This is a genomic window from Larsenimonas rhizosphaerae (assembly GCF_026240105.1).
GTDB classification, from domain to species: Bacteria; Pseudomonadota; Gammaproteobacteria; order Pseudomonadales; family Halomonadaceae; genus Larsenimonas; species Larsenimonas rhizosphaerae.
The window spans coordinates 642,069-655,646 of record NZ_JAPIVE010000001.1; the positions used below are offsets into that span (position 1 = coordinate 642,069).

Genomic DNA, 13,578 nt, shown 5'->3' on the forward strand with positions numbered 1-13,578 from the left:
ATCAGGCGTCAGCCATTGCAGCGATCGGTGCACTAGTCGTGGCTACGAACAGCTTCGCGATTGCCACCGGATGGGAGGCGAAAAACAGGTGTAGATAGCTCGCTGTCAGCCGACCCTGGCGGTAGATGGCCTCACCCGGCGCCGTATGAAAGGCCCGCCGACCGTGAGCGATGGGCGGCAGGGTGTCATGGCTGCGTGAGTGATGATGAGCATGGCCCCTGATCTCGCCCTCCGGCAGGGGCGCGGCTTGCATACCCTGGCAGCCGCGTTTGGTCCGCATTTCACCGTGGCCGGGTAACAGGCCCGACATCGGGTAGCAGTGTCCATCCAGATCAGTGAGGGTCTGTTGCAGCAGTAGCATGCCCCCGCATTCGGCCAGAATGGGACGTCCGGCCTGATGATGGTCTGCCAGGGAGGTATGCAGCGCGGTATTGCTGCTCAGTGTGTGGGCATGAAGTTCGGGATAGCCGCCGGGCAGCCAGCAGGCATCTGCCTCAGGCAGGGCCTCGGTCAGGGGTGAAAAATACGATAGCCTCGCGCCCATGGCCTCGAGCAGCCGCAGGTTGGCTGCGTAGATAAAGCTGAAGGCCGCGTCTCGACCAACGGCGATATGGGTCCCTGACAGCAGGCGGGGCGGCGCGGGAATATGCTGATCCGTAAAACGGCACGCGGCCGGCAGGTCGGCCAGCGGGCTGTCGGCAAGGTGATCGGCGGCGGCGTCAAAGCGTGCATCAAGGGCCTCCTGCTCATCCGGCGGCACCAGCCCAAGGTGACGGGAGGGCAGTGCCAGCGCCTCCTCACGGGGGAGGTTGCCCAGCAGAGCGATATCCGAGGGCAGGCTGTGCTCGATCAATTCCCGGTGACGAAGGCTGCCCACGCCATTGGTGACGATACCGGCCAGATGGTGCCGGTTGTCTGCCGAGCGAGGCAGATGCTTGAGACCAAAGGCGACAGCGGCTACGGTCTGGGCCATCCCGCGTGCGTTGATCACCGCGACCACCGGAATATTGAAGGTGGCGGCCAGGTCCGCGCTCGAGGGCTGACCGTCGAACAGCCCCATGGCCCCTTCAATCAGAATCAGATCATGGTGTCTGGCGGCATCAAAGAGTTGTTGACGGCAGAATTCGGGGCCGGCCATCCATAGATCCAGCGGCTCCACCGGACCGCCGGCAGCGTGGGACAGGATCAATGGGTCGAGGTAGTCCGGGCCGGTCTTGAAGACGGCCACACGGCGACCCTGGCGGCGATGAAGGCGCGCCAGTGCCGCGGTCAGTGTGGTCTTGCCCTGACCGGATGCGGTCGAGGAAATAAACAGTGCCGGGCAGTCCACGTGGCGTTCACTCATCAGTATTCGATTCCCGGTTGTGCCTTGACGCCCTGGCGAAAGGCGTGGCGTTCATCATTGATGATGCTGATGGTATCGGCGCAGTCCTGCAGTTCTCGGGCCATGGTGCGACCGGTCACGATCACGTTCTGATGGCGAGGGCGCGCTGCGATCGCTCGGGCAACCCGTTCAGCCTCCAGATGGCCGTACTTGATCATGTAGGACAGTTCATCAAACAGCAGGAAATTGACCCGTTCATCCTGCAGGTAGCGTTCTGCCAGTGTCCAGGCCTCAAGGGCGGCCTGGCGGTCCTTGTCTGCATCCTGGGTCTCCCAGGTAAAGCCGTGCCCCATGACGTGAAATTCCACCTGCGGGTGATCCTTGAAAAACAGGTACTCGCCCGTGGCCTTGCGGCCCTTGATGAACTGGATTACTGCTGCGCGATGGCCGTGTCCCAGGCTTCGGGCCATGGTGCCGAAGGCCGAGCTGCTTTTGCCCTTGCCATTGCCCTTCATCAGAATAAGAACGCCTCGCTGCTCGGTGGCATTGGCAATGCGCTCATCGACGATGCGCTTCTTGGTCGCCATGCGCTGGCGGTAGGCATCGTCCTGGGTGTCGGTATCCGTCATTGCCGGGGCTCCTGCAGGGAAGTGGCGGCCATGGGCGTGTAAGCATCCAGCCGGGTGTAACGGGCACCGAGTTCGGTGGCCAGGGTGAGGCAGCGGCCGAGTCTGACCCGGCCCTGCTCGGTATCAATCAGCGTCATCTCGCCAGGCCAGGGACGCTGTGAAGGAAGCGCGGGGGCGCGACCATCGGTCAGTAACACGCTGTGTATGGGGCGAGGCATCTTCGCCTGCCAGCGGGTAATGCGCTGTCTGGCGGTGTCCAGCGCCTGCAGCAGTGGTGTGCCGCCGCCGGCATCGAGGCCGTCAAGCCAGACGGTGGGGTGTTTGGGCGGTCTGCCGGCAGGCCAGGCCCAGTGTACCCGGTTCTGGCCGAACCCGAGTACTGCCACGTGCTGGCGCCTTTTATAGGCCTGGTCAAACAGATCAGCCAGCAGGCCCTTGGTCTGAGCGAAGCGGGTGGCGCCCAACAGGGACGCTGAGCAGTCCAGCAGGATGAGCATCAGTGTCTTCTGCCCCTGACGTCTGGGATGGCGGTGCAGGGTAGGTGACGCATCCATGCGCCGTGACAGGGCCGTGCGGGCCCAATGGATAGCGCCCTGATGGTGTAGCCCCTGGCGTTTCTGGCCTCTGGCATTTCCCCCGGTTCGTGAACGCTCAGCCTGCGGTGAATGCTGGTCGGCAGGCGATGTTTCCGAGGTCGCCCGAGGCTGCCAGCGACGACGCTGACCGGTGGCTTGCCTCGTGGGGGGAAGGGCACCGCCCTGACCCTCTGCGTCGGGAGGCGCGTTTGAGTCCTGGGTATCCTTGCCTGGGTCGTTGGTATCCGGAGGGGCCGCGCCGGCAGTATCCTTGTCGCCCTTGTCGCCCTTGTCGCCCTTGTCGCCCTTGTCGCCCTTGTCGCCCGGGGTCTCCGGTGGCGGTGATGAGGTGCCGGAAGGCGGCTTCGGGGTAGTGCGACGGTGATCGAGTACCAGTGATTCCGTGGCATCCACATCTTCCCGGGTAACATGACCGCGACCCTGCCAGGCGGCGTGGGCGCAGCAGGCGCGCTGCCAGGCGATATCAGCGCGAACTCCTTCAACACCGGCACTCATGCACTGTTCAGCGATGTGCAGTTCCAGGGAGGAATCGAGTGTCACCCCTGACAGCATGGCGCGGGCCGTAGCGAGCCGTTCTGCAAGTGCCTGTTCCGTGGCACTGAAACCTGCGCAGAAATCGGCCGGGTCTTCATCAAAGTCGCGGCGGGCCCGGACAATGGCAACGCGTTCGGCTGCGGTCGGTTGTTCATCAAGGCTTACGCTCAGGCCGAAGCGGTCGGTCAGCTGCGGGCGCAGCTCTCCTTCATCCGGGTTCATGGTGCCGACCAGCAGAAAACGGGCCGGATGCTGGTGGCTGACGCCCTCGCGTTCAACGACATTGATGCCGGAGGCCGCCACGTCCAGCAGCTGGTCAACCAGGCTGTCAGGCAGCAGGTTGACTTCGTCCATGTACAGAATGCCCTGGTGGGCCTGCGCCAGTAACCCGGGCTGAAATCGGACGCCCTGACCGGACAGGGCATGATCAACGTCAATACTGCCGATCAACCGATCTTCACTGGCGCCCAGGGGCAACGTGACAAAGGCACCATCCTGGTGTGGCAGAAACGGTGTCATGCCTCGGGCGAGGGTTGACTTGGCGCTGCCTCGTGGTCCGCTGACCAGTACGCCACCCAGGCGAGGGTCCAGCAGGGCCAGTGTGAGGGCCAGCTTCAGGCGCGGCTGACCGATGACAGCGGTGAAGGGGAAGGCGAGAGGTTTACTCATGACGGTACCTCCGCCGAGTCGAACGCACCGCGCTGCAGAGCTGTTGCCCTGCCATGGTGAAATGGCCTGATATCATGATCGGTTCCCGCGCATCGCCCGTACGCGTTAAAGGTAGTGTCGAATGGAGTGCGCTCAGGCCGGTCTCCGGGCTTGCAGGGGCATGTTTCATGCGATGGCCTTCCCGCTTGATGGCAGTGACCTGTCGCGCCTTGCCTGCTTACCGTTGCGGGGACAGCAGTGAATTTGCATCACTTTCCCGATTATCCCGTCGCGTACGCCGGGCACCCGAGTGCAGGGCACCATCCTATGCAGGCCGGTGAGGGGAGTCAACGCGGTGACCATGGTTGTAAGCACCCGGGGGGGTTGGTATGTTTCAAGCGCTTTTCTTCCGCCGTCGAGACCCCCACCCATGTCCTTTACCATTTCGCTGCCCTCTGATGCGCACGATGCGCTCATTCAGGCTCGTATCGATAGCAAGACCAAACCGCCGGGCGCCCTTGGCATGCTGGAGCGTCTGGCCCTGCAGGCGGCCAGGGCGCTGGGGCCGGAGCAGCCTCGTGTCGAAAGGCCCCGCCTGCTTGTCTTTGCCGGTGATCACGGTGTGTCCGATGAGGGAGTCTCTATAGCACCTTCAATTGTCACTACCCAGATGGTGTCGAACTTTCTGGCCGGGGGCGCCAGTGTCAACGTGTTTGCCCGCCAGGCCGGGCTGCCGGTCACGGTAGTGGACTGCGGTATTCGGGTCCCGGTCGAGGATGAGCGGATCATCAATCATCGGCTGGGAGCGGGCACGGCGGCCATTCACCTCGCGCCAGCCATGAGTGAGGCGGCCATGCAGGAGGGGCTGGCCAATAGTCGCCGTCTGATCGGGACACTGAAGGCCGAGGGGACCAATGTCATTGCCCTGGGGGAAATGGGGATTGCCAATACGACGGCCAGTAGTGCACTGCTGGCTGCCCTGACTGGTGCTCCGGTCAGTGATTGCACGGGCCGTGGGACCGGCATTGATGCGCCGACACTGTTGCGCAAGAAGGCTGTCATTCGTCAGGCGCTGCAAAGACACCAGACGGCGCTGGATCAGCCGGAGACGTTACTGGCAACACTGGGTGGCTTCGAGATCGTCGGGCTGGTTGGCGCCATTCTGGCCGCTGCCGAAGCCGGCATGCTGGTACTGATTGATGGCTTCATTGTCACGGTTGCCGCGGCGGTGGCGTGCGCCATGGTACCTCAGGCACGGGCCTGGCTGATCTTCTCCCACTGCTCTGATGAACGCGGTCACCAACTGGCGCTGGACTGGCTGGAAGCCGAGCCATTGCTATCGCTGGGTCTTCGGATTGGCGAAGGCAGCGGGGCTGCCCTGGCTCTGCCACTGCTGCATGCCGCCCTGGCCTTTTATAACGACATGGCCACCTTTGAGCAGGCCGGGGTGACGGTGTGAGTGAAAAGGCGCCTACCGAGTGGCGCCGGCTGGGCTGGGCGCTAAGCTTTCTGACGCGGCTGCCTGCCATGACACAGGCAACGCCGCGTGGTAACGAGCTGGCCAGTTGCCCCCGTTATTTTCCGCTGATCGGCGCCGGACTGGGACTTCTGGCTGGAAGTATCATGCTGGCGGGGCAGGCCTTGTGGCCTGCGGCAGTAGCCGTACTGCTGGGGCTGGGCGTACTGATACTGGTTACCGGTGGGCTGCATGAAGATGGACTGGCCGATACGGTAGACGGTCTGGGTGGCGGCATGGATGTGACCGCCAGACTTCGCATCATGAAAGATAGCCGAGTGGGCAGTTACGGCGTGCTGGCGCTGGTGCTTAGCCTGATGCTTCGAGGCGTTCTGTTGACCCTGCTGGCCATGTTTTCGCCACTGGCCCTGCCAGGCATTCTGGTGGCCGGGCAGGGCGCCAGCCGTGCGCTGGCGGTATCGCTGATGCCGGCGCTGAATTATGTTCGCCTGGAGGATAGCAAGGTACGTGCCGTGACGCAGGAACTGGACCGACGATCACTATGGGTGGCGCTGGGTACAGGGGGGCTTTTACTGTGCCTCGGGCTGGGATTTAATGCAGCGCTGATCGTCGGGGTGGCGCTGGCCGTGCTGTGGTGGGGGCTGCGAAGCCTTTATTGTCGTCAGCTTGGGGGCTATACCGGCGACACGCTGGGAGCGGCGCAACAGGCTGCTGAACTGGTTATTTATCTGGTGGTGGCAGCATTATGGTTGAACTGATTCTGGGCGGCGCTCGAAGTGGTAAAAGCCGATTTGCCGAGCAGCGTGCCACGAAGGCGGCAGAGGCGGGCAAGGAAGTGGTGTACCTGGCGACTGCCACGGTAGGGCAGGACAGCGCGATGGCGGCGCGTATTGCACTGCATCGCGATCGGCGTCCGGCGTCCTGGGCCCTGCATGAACAACCACGAGACCTGCCCGAGGCACTGGATACCCTGATGGCGCCACAGCGACTGGTCCTGGTGGACTGCCTGACCCTGTGGCTGACCAATGAACTGCTGGCCGAGGCCGACATGTCTGATGCGCTTGACCGGCTTGATCAGGTGCTGCGCCGTGCCCGCGGCCAGGTTGTACTTGTCAGTAATGAAGTCGGTCAGGGGGTCGTGCCAATGAATGCTCTAAGCCGGCGTTTTGTTGATATCAGTGGTGAAGCTCACCAGCGAGTGGCGCAGTGTGCAACTTCGGTCTGGTGGGTGGTCGCCGGGCTGCCACAGTGCCTCAAGGGGCCGGTAAATGAGGAGCCATCCTGTTCATGAACGCTGCCATTGTCGATCTGGTGCGCCATGGCGCCTGTGAGGGCCCTGCCTGTCTGCGTGGCCACACGGATGTGTCGCTCAGTGCCGCAGGTCAGGCACAGATGGACAGTACCCTGGGGGTTCTGCCGCGGCCGCAGGCGCTTTTCAGCTCTCCGCTGATGCGTTGCCATGTGCCGGCACAGCGCTGGGCCGAGTACTGGGATATGCCACTTGATCACGTGGCCGCACTGGCGGAAATGAATTTTGGTGACTGGGATGGCGTGCCGCTGCCGGACCTTCATGCCCGCGCCCCGGAAGCGCTGGCTGCATTCTGGGCGCGGCCAGCCGCGGCGCCCCCTCCAGGGGCTGAGGGGCTGGCGGCATTCGAAGCCAGGGTCATGGCTGGCTGGCAGGCGTGTCTATCGAGCGATAGGGACTGCTCCCATCGTGTGATTATCACTCATGCGGGGGTGATCAAGGCACTGATGGCAACGCTTTTACAGCTTGGTCATACCGATGGATGCTATGTGCACGCGCTGGATATACCCTACGCCGGACTGGTAAGGCTTCGGCTGGACTGGCTTGAGGGTCGAACTGATCCGCTGGTTCGGCTGCTTCATCTGGGAATCGTTCAGGGAGCGATGCCCCTGCCGACTGATATAGTTGCTTAAATATACCGTTATCTTCGAGTAGATCACCATGTCCTTTCTGATTCTTTTCTTTGCCTTTCTGCTCGACCATACCCTGGGCGAACTCCGCCGCTGGCATCCGCTGGTAGGGCTGGGTAATGCCATCCTGGCCGTGGAGCGGCGGTTATATCGGCCCACACGGTGGGCCGGCGTACTGGCCGTGCTTGTACTGATGCTGCCATTGATGCTGCTGGGTATCTGGGTAGAGACCCTGCGTGACTCGTCCCCCACACTGTATGGCGTGATAGCGGTGGCTGTTGTGTATGTTGCGGTGGGTTGGCGCAGCCTCAAGCAGCATGCACGTCGGGTGGCAGGCCCGTTGCGCCGTGGCGAGCACGACCTGGCACGTCAGCGTCTGGCGCTGATTGTCAGCCGGGATACCGACTCACTGACGCCCTCGGAAGTGTCTGCCGCGACCACGGAATCCGTGCTGGAAAACGGCAGCGATGCCATTTTCGCGGTGGTGTTCTGGTTCATGGTGGCAGGTGTGCCAGGCGTTCTGGTTTACCGGCTGGTCAATACGCTGGACGCCATGTGGGGGTACCGGACACGTCGTTACGTGGCATTCGGCTGGGCTGCTGCACGGCTTGATGACGTGCTGAACTTTATACCGGCGCGACTGGTGGTCGTGAGTTATGGGGTGGCAACCCGGTCCTGGTGGCGCTTTCGTCAATCCATGGCCTGTGCCCTGCAGCAGGGACGAGGCTGGAAGAGCCCGAACGCCGGTCCGGTCATGGCAGCGGGTGCGGGGGCATTGAATGTCGTTCTGGGCGGTGACATGCCTTACCACGGCCGGGTGCAGTCACGGCCGGTGCTCGGGGTAGGGGATGCGCCCTCTGCCGGCACCATTGAAGCGGCCTGCAGGCTGGTCAACCGTACCGTGATTGTCTGGATGCTGGTGGTAGCTGCGCTGGGCGCCGTCGGAGTCGGCCTGTGACGCCCGCACCGACTCATGGTGGCAACCTCGAGGCAGCCATCCGTCGATTCGGCGGTGCCCCGTCGGACTGGCTGGATCTGTCTACGGGGATCAACCCCCGACCTTACCCGTGCACGCCGTTGACGGCGGCCATGCTGCATCGTCTGCCGGAGACACCGGAGGCACTTGAGGCCGTGGCCCGTTCGTATTACGACGTGTCAGATGTCGTGGCGGTGCCCGGCTCACAATGGGCCATCACGGAGCTGCCCCGACTCGTGCCGCCCGGGCGCGTGATGGTTCACTTTCCCGGCTACGCAGAGCATGGCTTTCGCTGGCAGGCAGCGGGGCACGAGGTGGTGACCTGTGCTGCTGAAGCAACCGTGGATGAGCTGATGGCCATGGCCGAGCGGTGGCGCGCATCGGCCATTGTACTCGTCAACCCCAATAATCCCGGGGGCGGATGTATTGCCGATGAGGATATAGAACGTCTGGTGCCGGCCTGTCAGGCTGCCGGGCGGCTTCTGGTGATTGATGAGGCCTTCATGGATGTTCATCGCGGCGCAGTACCAGCCGCTCTTCAGGCGCCTGGTGTACTGGTGCTGCGCTCGTTCGGAAAGTTTTTCGGCCTGGCCGGGGTGAGGCTGGGATTTGTGACCGGTGATACGGCGTTATGTGAGGCATTGCGTGCTTGTCGTGGCCCCTGGGCATTGACGACAGCAGCCCTTGTTACCGGTCTGGAAGCGCTGTCGGATACATCATGGCAGCGCAGAATGAGACTCCAGCTGGGGGAGTGGAGTCGTGCCCAGAGTGGTGCCTGGCAGAGGTTGTGGCAGCACGAGGCCGTCGATATTCGCAGCAGTGTGCTCTTTACCACGGCTCGCCTTGCAACAGCACGTGCATGGGGGTGGCAATCTGCACTGGCGGCACAGCGCATCTGGGTGCGTTGCTGGCCGGTCGATGAGCATACGGCGTTGCTTCGGGCCGGGTTGATCGATCCTGCCTGCGGTCTTCAACAGGATCATTTTCATGCCGCACTGGCGACACTGAAGCATGATCCTGACAGTGTTGCTGACCAAGAGGCATGTCATGAGCAGAAATAATGCGTTCAGTGCCGAGGAGCAGGCGGCTGTCTATCGAGCCATTTTCGAGCGTCGTGACATGCGCCATTTTCTGCCTGATCCGGTACCGGAGAAGGTCATGCTACGGCTGCTTGAGGCTGCTCATCACGCGCCAAGCGTGGGCTATATGCAGCCATGGCGGTTTGTGCGGGTGACATCCGACGTGCTCAGGGATCAGTTGGCGTGTCTGGTGGATGAAGAGCGCATGTGTACGGCGGCAGCACTGGGAGAGCGTGGTGAGGACTTCATGGCGCTCAAGGTCGAGGGAATTCGGGAGTGTCCCGAGCTGTGGGTCATGGCGCTGGCGGATCAGCGTGAACATCATATCTTTGGGCGTCGTACCATGCCGGACATGGATCTGGCATCCGCGAGCTGTGCCATTCAGAACATGTGGCTGGCCGGGCGGGCCGAAGGAGTAGGGCTGGGGTGGGTATCGCTGTTTGACCCGGTACGGGCAGGCGCACTGATTGGCGCCCCGCAGGGCAGCCGCGTCATGGCCATTTTATGCATGGGGCAGGTAGAGGCCTTCTACGACAGGCCCATGCTGGATAGCCTGGGCTGGGACAAGCGCCGTGTCCTGTCGACGCTTGTCGCGGATAATCGCTGGCCTTCAGCCAGCCAATGATCAGCTGTCCTTTTTGGTCTTGCTGTCGCCCTTGCTCGTGTCCTTGTCGAGCAGGTCCGCGACTGACTGGAGTACCCATTTCGGCTGGAACGGATAACGGGCAATTTCGGCGTCATCGGCAATACCGGTCATGACCAGCACGGTATGCAAGCCGGCTTCGATGCCTGCTACCACGTCGGTATCCATTCGGTCACCGATCATGGCCGTGCGCTTGGAATGGGCACCAAGCTTGTTCATGGCCGAGCGGAACATCATGGGGTTGGGCTTGCCGATCACGTAAGGCTCGCGCTTGGTCGCGCTGGTAATCATGGCGGCCACGGCGCCGGTGGCCGGCAACGGCCCTTCGGCGCTAGGGCTGGTGACATCCGGGTTGGTGGCAATGAAGCGGGCGCCGGCATTGATCAGGCGGATGGCCTTTGTCAGGGCCTCAAAGGAATAGGTACGGGTTTCGCCCAATACGACAAAATCCGGGTCCACATCGGTCATCACAAAGCCGGCTTCATGCATGGCGGTGGTGATGCCTGCCTCGCCGATCACGAAGGCGGAGCCGCCGGGCGCCTGATCCTTCAAAAAGGCTGCGGTGGCCAGCGCCGAGGTCCAGAGCTGTTCTTCCGGTACATTGATGCCACTTCGGGCCAGGCGAGCACTCAGGTCTCTGGGGGTGAAAATGGAATTGTTGGTCAGGACCAGAAAGGGCTTTTTCTGGCGATGCCACTGCTCGATCAGTTCGGCGGCGCCCGGAATGGCCTTGTTTTCGTGAACCAGAACCCCGTCCATGTCCGTCAGCCAATAGTCGATGCTGGATGTGTCCACTGCGTCGTACTCCCTGTTATCGGGTGAGATAGTCTGGCCAGTATAGACCAGCCTGTCTTGTCACCTCTGGATGAATCATGGTTATGTTGAGCATGTCACAGCCGGTGCCTGCTGACTACATGCCTGCAGGCAGACCTCGGCGACCCGAAGGATTCGATAACAGGAGTGAGAGCATGTGGGAAGGAAGTTGTCTTTGCGGTGAAATTCGCTACACGCTGGCGCAGTCACCTGCCTCGCTGATGATGTGCCACTGCCAGAAATGCAGAAAGGCGTCCGGCACGGCCTTTGCGGTCAACGGGCTGGTCAGACGTATCGATATGACCTGGCAGGCGGGTGAGGCACTTGTCACGCGGTTTGAATCCTCACCGGGTGTGTTCCGGGTATTCTGTTCCCGGTGCGGCTCGCCCCTTTACAGCGAGCGCCCTACGGCAGACCCGGAACACGTTCGCCTGCGCATTGGATCACTGGATACGCCGATTGAGACAAGACCTCAGGCCCATATCTTCGTGGGGACCATGGCGGAATGGGACAGGATCGAAGATGACCTGCCACAGTTCAATGAGCGCCCCCCGGCATGAGTGAGCTGCTATTGCGCGCGCGCTGCTTTGCCACTGCGGCGCATGCCGCCATCGATCAGCGCCGCAAATATACCGGTGTGTCCTATATCGAGCATCCGGCCGCCGTCGCAGCCATGGTGGCCGAGCATGGCGGCAGCGATGTCATGATTGCGGCGGCCTGGCTGCATGACGTGGTGGAGGATACGGCGATTACGCTGGCACTGCTGCGTCAGGAGTTCGGTACGGAGGTTGCCGCGCTGGTGGAGTGGCTCAGCGACCTGCAGACGCCGGAAGATGGTAACAGGGCCGTGCGAAAGGCCCGGGAAGCCAAACGGCTTTCCGGCGCACCGGCAGAGGCGCAAACCATCAAGTACGCGGACCTGATTCACAATACCGCCTCCATCGTGCGCCATGATCCGGGGTTTGCGCGTGTGTACCTGCGGGAGAAGCGGCATGTGCTGGCGGGCATGACATCCGGTCATCCCGTGTTGTATCAAAAGGCGCTGGACAGTCTCCAGGCGGGCGAGCAGCAGCTCTCGCTGACGCCGCGACAGGCAGGCACGGCCTCTCAATAGGGGGCAAGGCCGTAGGCATCCGGGCAGACGAGTCCTTCCAGCCTGCCCAACTGGGCAAAGTCCACTCGATTGAGTACCTCATTGAGGACTGCACCATCCTGGCTCGTGTTTTTGACTACACGGATACGTGAGGGCTGGCCGGATTCATCAAGATGGATGACCCAGGCGAGGTAGCCTTGTGAAAAACGTATCAGACTGGCAATGGGATAAAACCCGTGGCGCTGAATATAACGTACAACCCAATGTCGATCGAAGCGCTCGGGTTGTCGATAAAGCAGCTGATAGGCTTCCATGGCGGTACTGGCGCGCCGATCGCCGCGGGGGCGGGTCATGGCGTCGATGGTATCTATGACCGAGGCCATGCGGGACATTGGTGTCATGCCATGTCGGTCCAGCCCCTGGGGGTAGCCTGTGCCGTCCAGGCGCTCATTGATCCCGCTGATGATCTCGGCCTGCATCTCGCTGGTAACAAGGCCACCATGTTCAAGTGCCTCGATCAGCACCGGTACGTGTTGGCGCAGTCGCTCGAGCTGGCCGGATTCAAGGGTGCCTTCAAGCGAGGGCAGTTCGGCACTGACCAGCATTGCCTTGCCCATGTCATGTACCAGCGCTGCGATGGTGGCCTCGCGCGCCCGGGGTGCATGCTCGGGTTCTACCAGCATCAGGTCGCATAACCTGCAGGCTACGGCCAGGGAATGCTGAACCCAGGCCGGTTCGTCGCTCAGGCAGCCCAGGGCATAGAAAAGCTGCTGTCGATTGTGCTGTAACAGCTGCATCAACGTATCGGCGCTTTCCGCCAGTTGTTTGTTCGGCAATGGGGCCTGCTGCTGAAGAGCCAGCAGAAAAAGGTGCTGTGTACGAACGATGCCCTTCAGGTCCTCGACCATGGGGGCACTGACGCTGATGGCTCTGGACTGATGTCGGCGCCTCCGGGTCCGGTCTTCGGCGTAAAGGGTCGAGGGGCCGGCAAGCTGCATGCCTTCTCCCTTTCGCCATGCCACTTCGCGGTCGGTTTCGTTGATGACATGGGAAAGCTGTTGGATGCCCTGCTGGTCGAGACCGGTAAACGCCAGGCCAATCGAGGCGTGATGTGAGCGCGCTGCCGGTTTGATATAGCGAATGCTGGCCTGAGTCTTGAACTGTTCGCCATTCGGGAAATGCAGGGATACCGACGGAAGATCCATGTTGCCTTTCAGCGAGCCACACCGTGAAAGCGGCATGTCCAGCATGCAGCCTCCATGCGAAATATTGCCAAGTGTGGCAATCAGTGGCTCCTGGTCTGTAAAGCATACGATTCTGGCCTGAACCTTCATGGCGCTGGTGAGACTGATACGGGCATCCTTGCGCTTGGAGCCGGTATGAAGAACCGTCGGAAGGGACACTTCAAGCGTCAGCCCCTGGGCTAGGTGGGTTGTCCTCTGGACGCGCAGTTCACCAAAGGAGACCAGTGTGCTGTCGGTTTCCGCTACCAGTGTCAGCAGGCATGATGCCAGTGAAGCGTCTTCAAGACCGGGAGCGTCACAAAGGCTCAGGTAAAGGAGATTTTCGCCGGCATCCATGCGCTCGATGTGCGTGGGATAGGATATATCCGAGACTTCGTTGAATTTCAGGGACAGGCTGTGCGGCTGATATTCCAGACGCTCCAGTACTTCAGTGATGTGGCGTACATCGCGTATTTCTATCTGCCCATTGACCTTCCCGGCGGAGGACGGTGGGGGTGAATCTGCCATGACAAGGAAATCCCGTGCTGGAAACAAGTGGACGCTTCCACGAATATCGGCCTGCAAGGATCAGCCTTTATTTCCAC

The 13,578-nt window shown here is 61.8% G+C and carries 14 protein-coding genes and 1 riboswitch; of the genes, 9 read left to right on the plus strand and 5 right to left on the minus strand.

Annotated elements, in window-relative coordinates:
* Position 1: 1 nt before the first annotated feature.
* The 3 genes from OQ287_RS02955 to OQ287_RS02965 are packed head-to-tail and all read right to left on the minus strand — an operon-like array spanning position 2 to position 3,752.
* Positions 2-1,345, minus strand: coding sequence for a cobyrinate a,c-diamide synthase (locus OQ287_RS02955; RefSeq protein WP_265895529.1), 1,344 nt, complete (start codon positions 1,343-1,345; stop codon positions 2-4).
* The gene (gene cobO / locus OQ287_RS02960) at positions 1,345-1,953 is read right to left on the minus strand and encodes a cob(I)yrinic acid a,c-diamide adenosyltransferase (protein WP_265895530.1); all 609 of its coding nucleotides are present in this window, start codon (positions 1,951-1,953) and stop codon (positions 1,345-1,347) included. Before cobO ends, OQ287_RS02955 begins: the two co-directional genes overlap by 1 nt.
* Entirely contained in the window at positions 1,950-3,752 is a 1,803-nt protein-coding gene (locus tag OQ287_RS02965; RefSeq protein ID WP_265895531.1) for an ATP-binding protein, read from the minus strand. Before OQ287_RS02965 ends, cobO begins: the two co-directional genes overlap by 4 nt.
* 118 nt (positions 3,753-3,870) lie before the next feature.
* Positions 3,871-4,056: riboswitch (cobalamin riboswitch) on the minus strand.
* 105 nt (positions 4,057-4,161) lie between these two features.
* Here OQ287_RS02965 and cobT point away from each other — a divergent pair.
* Genes cobT through bluB form a run of 7 tightly spaced genes read left to right on the plus strand, consistent with a single transcriptional unit; the run spans position 4,162 to position 9,826 of the window.
* On the plus strand, positions 4,162-5,190 hold the full coding sequence (cobT, locus tag OQ287_RS02970; protein WP_265895532.1) for a nicotinate-nucleotide--dimethylbenzimidazole phosphoribosyltransferase: 1,029 nt from the start codon (positions 4,162-4,164) through the stop codon (positions 5,188-5,190).
* A complete protein-coding gene (locus OQ287_RS02975) occupies positions 5,187-5,966 on the plus strand; it encodes an adenosylcobinamide-GDP ribazoletransferase (RefSeq protein WP_265895533.1) in 780 nt (259 codons plus the stop codon). Before cobT ends, OQ287_RS02975 begins: the two co-directional genes overlap by 4 nt.
* Complete coding sequence (cobU, locus tag OQ287_RS02980; protein ID WP_265895534.1) at positions 5,954-6,499, plus strand: bifunctional adenosylcobinamide kinase/adenosylcobinamide-phosphate guanylyltransferase; 546 nt, start codon at positions 5,954-5,956, stop codon at positions 6,497-6,499. Before OQ287_RS02975 ends, cobU begins: the two co-directional genes overlap by 13 nt.
* Positions 6,496-7,149 carry a histidine phosphatase family protein gene (locus tag OQ287_RS02985; protein WP_265895535.1) on the plus strand — a complete coding sequence of 218 codons (654 nt, stop codon included), beginning with the start codon at positions 6,496-6,498 and terminating at the stop codon, positions 7,147-7,149. Before cobU ends, OQ287_RS02985 begins: the two co-directional genes overlap by 4 nt.
* 28 nt (positions 7,150-7,177) lie before the next feature.
* A complete protein-coding gene (gene cbiB, locus OQ287_RS02990) occupies positions 7,178-8,104 on the plus strand; it encodes an adenosylcobinamide-phosphate synthase CbiB (protein WP_250936529.1) in 927 nt (308 codons plus the stop codon).
* Positions 8,101-9,183, plus strand: coding sequence for a threonine-phosphate decarboxylase (locus tag OQ287_RS02995; protein ID WP_265895536.1), 1,083 nt, complete (start codon positions 8,101-8,103; stop codon positions 9,181-9,183). The genes cbiB and OQ287_RS02995 overlap by 4 nt, the downstream gene beginning before the upstream one ends.
* On the plus strand, positions 9,170-9,826 hold the full coding sequence (gene bluB / locus OQ287_RS03000; protein ID WP_265895537.1) for a 5,6-dimethylbenzimidazole synthase: 657 nt from the start codon (positions 9,170-9,172) through the stop codon (positions 9,824-9,826). Before OQ287_RS02995 ends, bluB begins: the two co-directional genes overlap by 14 nt.
* Here the strand turns inward: bluB and OQ287_RS03005 are convergent, their stop codons facing one another.
* Entirely contained in the window at positions 9,827-10,639 is an 813-nt protein-coding gene (locus OQ287_RS03005) for an HAD-IIA family hydrolase (RefSeq protein ID WP_265895538.1), read from the minus strand.
* A 173-nt stretch (positions 10,640-10,812) separates the two neighbouring features.
* Here OQ287_RS03005 and OQ287_RS03010 point away from each other — a divergent pair, with 173 nt between their 5' ends.
* Both OQ287_RS03010 and OQ287_RS03015 read left to right on the plus strand, forming a co-directional pair.
* Positions 10,813-11,217 carry a GFA family protein gene (locus OQ287_RS03010; RefSeq protein ID WP_265895539.1) on the plus strand — a complete coding sequence of 135 codons (405 nt, stop codon included), beginning with the start codon at positions 10,813-10,815 and terminating at the stop codon, positions 11,215-11,217.
* Entirely contained in the window at positions 11,214-11,771 is a 558-nt protein-coding gene (locus OQ287_RS03015; protein WP_265895540.1) for an HD domain-containing protein, read from the plus strand. The genes OQ287_RS03010 and OQ287_RS03015 overlap by 4 nt, the downstream gene beginning before the upstream one ends.
* Here OQ287_RS03015 and OQ287_RS03020 read toward each other — a convergent pair.
* Positions 11,765-13,501 (minus strand): HD domain-containing phosphohydrolase, encoded by a 1,737-nt coding sequence (locus OQ287_RS03020; protein ID WP_265895541.1) that lies wholly within the window; start codon positions 13,499-13,501, stop codon positions 11,765-11,767. The two genes, OQ287_RS03015 and OQ287_RS03020, sit on opposite strands and share 7 nt — an antisense overlap.
* Positions 13,502-13,578: the final 77 nt, after the last annotated feature.

What these genes read in the sequence shown, in the direction of transcription:
- bluB (WP_265895537.1), top strand. Translation starts at nt 9,170, where the DNA reads ATGAGCAGAAATAATGCGTTCAGTGCCGAGGAGCAGGCGGCTGTCTAT.
- cobT (WP_265895532.1), top strand. Translation starts at nt 4,162, where the DNA reads ATGTCCTTTACCATTTCGCTGCCCTCTGATGCGCACGATGCGCTCATT.
- OQ287_RS02955 (WP_265895529.1), bottom strand. Translation starts at nt 1,345, where the DNA reads ATGAGTGAACGCCACGTGGACTGCCCGGCACTGTTTATTTCCTCGACC.
- OQ287_RS02965 (WP_265895531.1), bottom strand. Translation starts at nt 3,752, where the DNA reads ATGAGTAAACCTCTCGCCTTCCCCTTCACCGCTGTCATCGGTCAGCCG.
- OQ287_RS03010 (WP_265895539.1), top strand. Translation starts at nt 10,813, where the DNA reads ATGTGGGAAGGAAGTTGTCTTTGCGGTGAAATTCGCTACACGCTGGCG.
- cobO (WP_265895530.1), bottom strand. Translation starts at nt 1,953, where the DNA reads ATGACGGATACCGACACCCAGGACGATGCCTACCGCCAGCGCATGGCG.
- OQ287_RS03015 (WP_265895540.1), top strand. Translation starts at nt 11,214, where the DNA reads ATGAGTGAGCTGCTATTGCGCGCGCGCTGCTTTGCCACTGCGGCGCAT.
- OQ287_RS02985 (WP_265895535.1), top strand. Translation starts at nt 6,496, where the DNA reads ATGAACGCTGCCATTGTCGATCTGGTGCGCCATGGCGCCTGTGAGGGC.
- OQ287_RS03020 (WP_265895541.1), bottom strand. Translation starts at nt 13,501, where the DNA reads ATGGCAGATTCACCCCCACCGTCCTCCGCCGGGAAGGTCAATGGGCAG.
- cobU (WP_265895534.1), top strand. Translation starts at nt 5,954, where the DNA reads ATGGTTGAACTGATTCTGGGCGGCGCTCGAAGTGGTAAAAGCCGATTT.
- cbiB (WP_250936529.1), top strand. Translation starts at nt 7,178, where the DNA reads ATGTCCTTTCTGATTCTTTTCTTTGCCTTTCTGCTCGACCATACCCTG.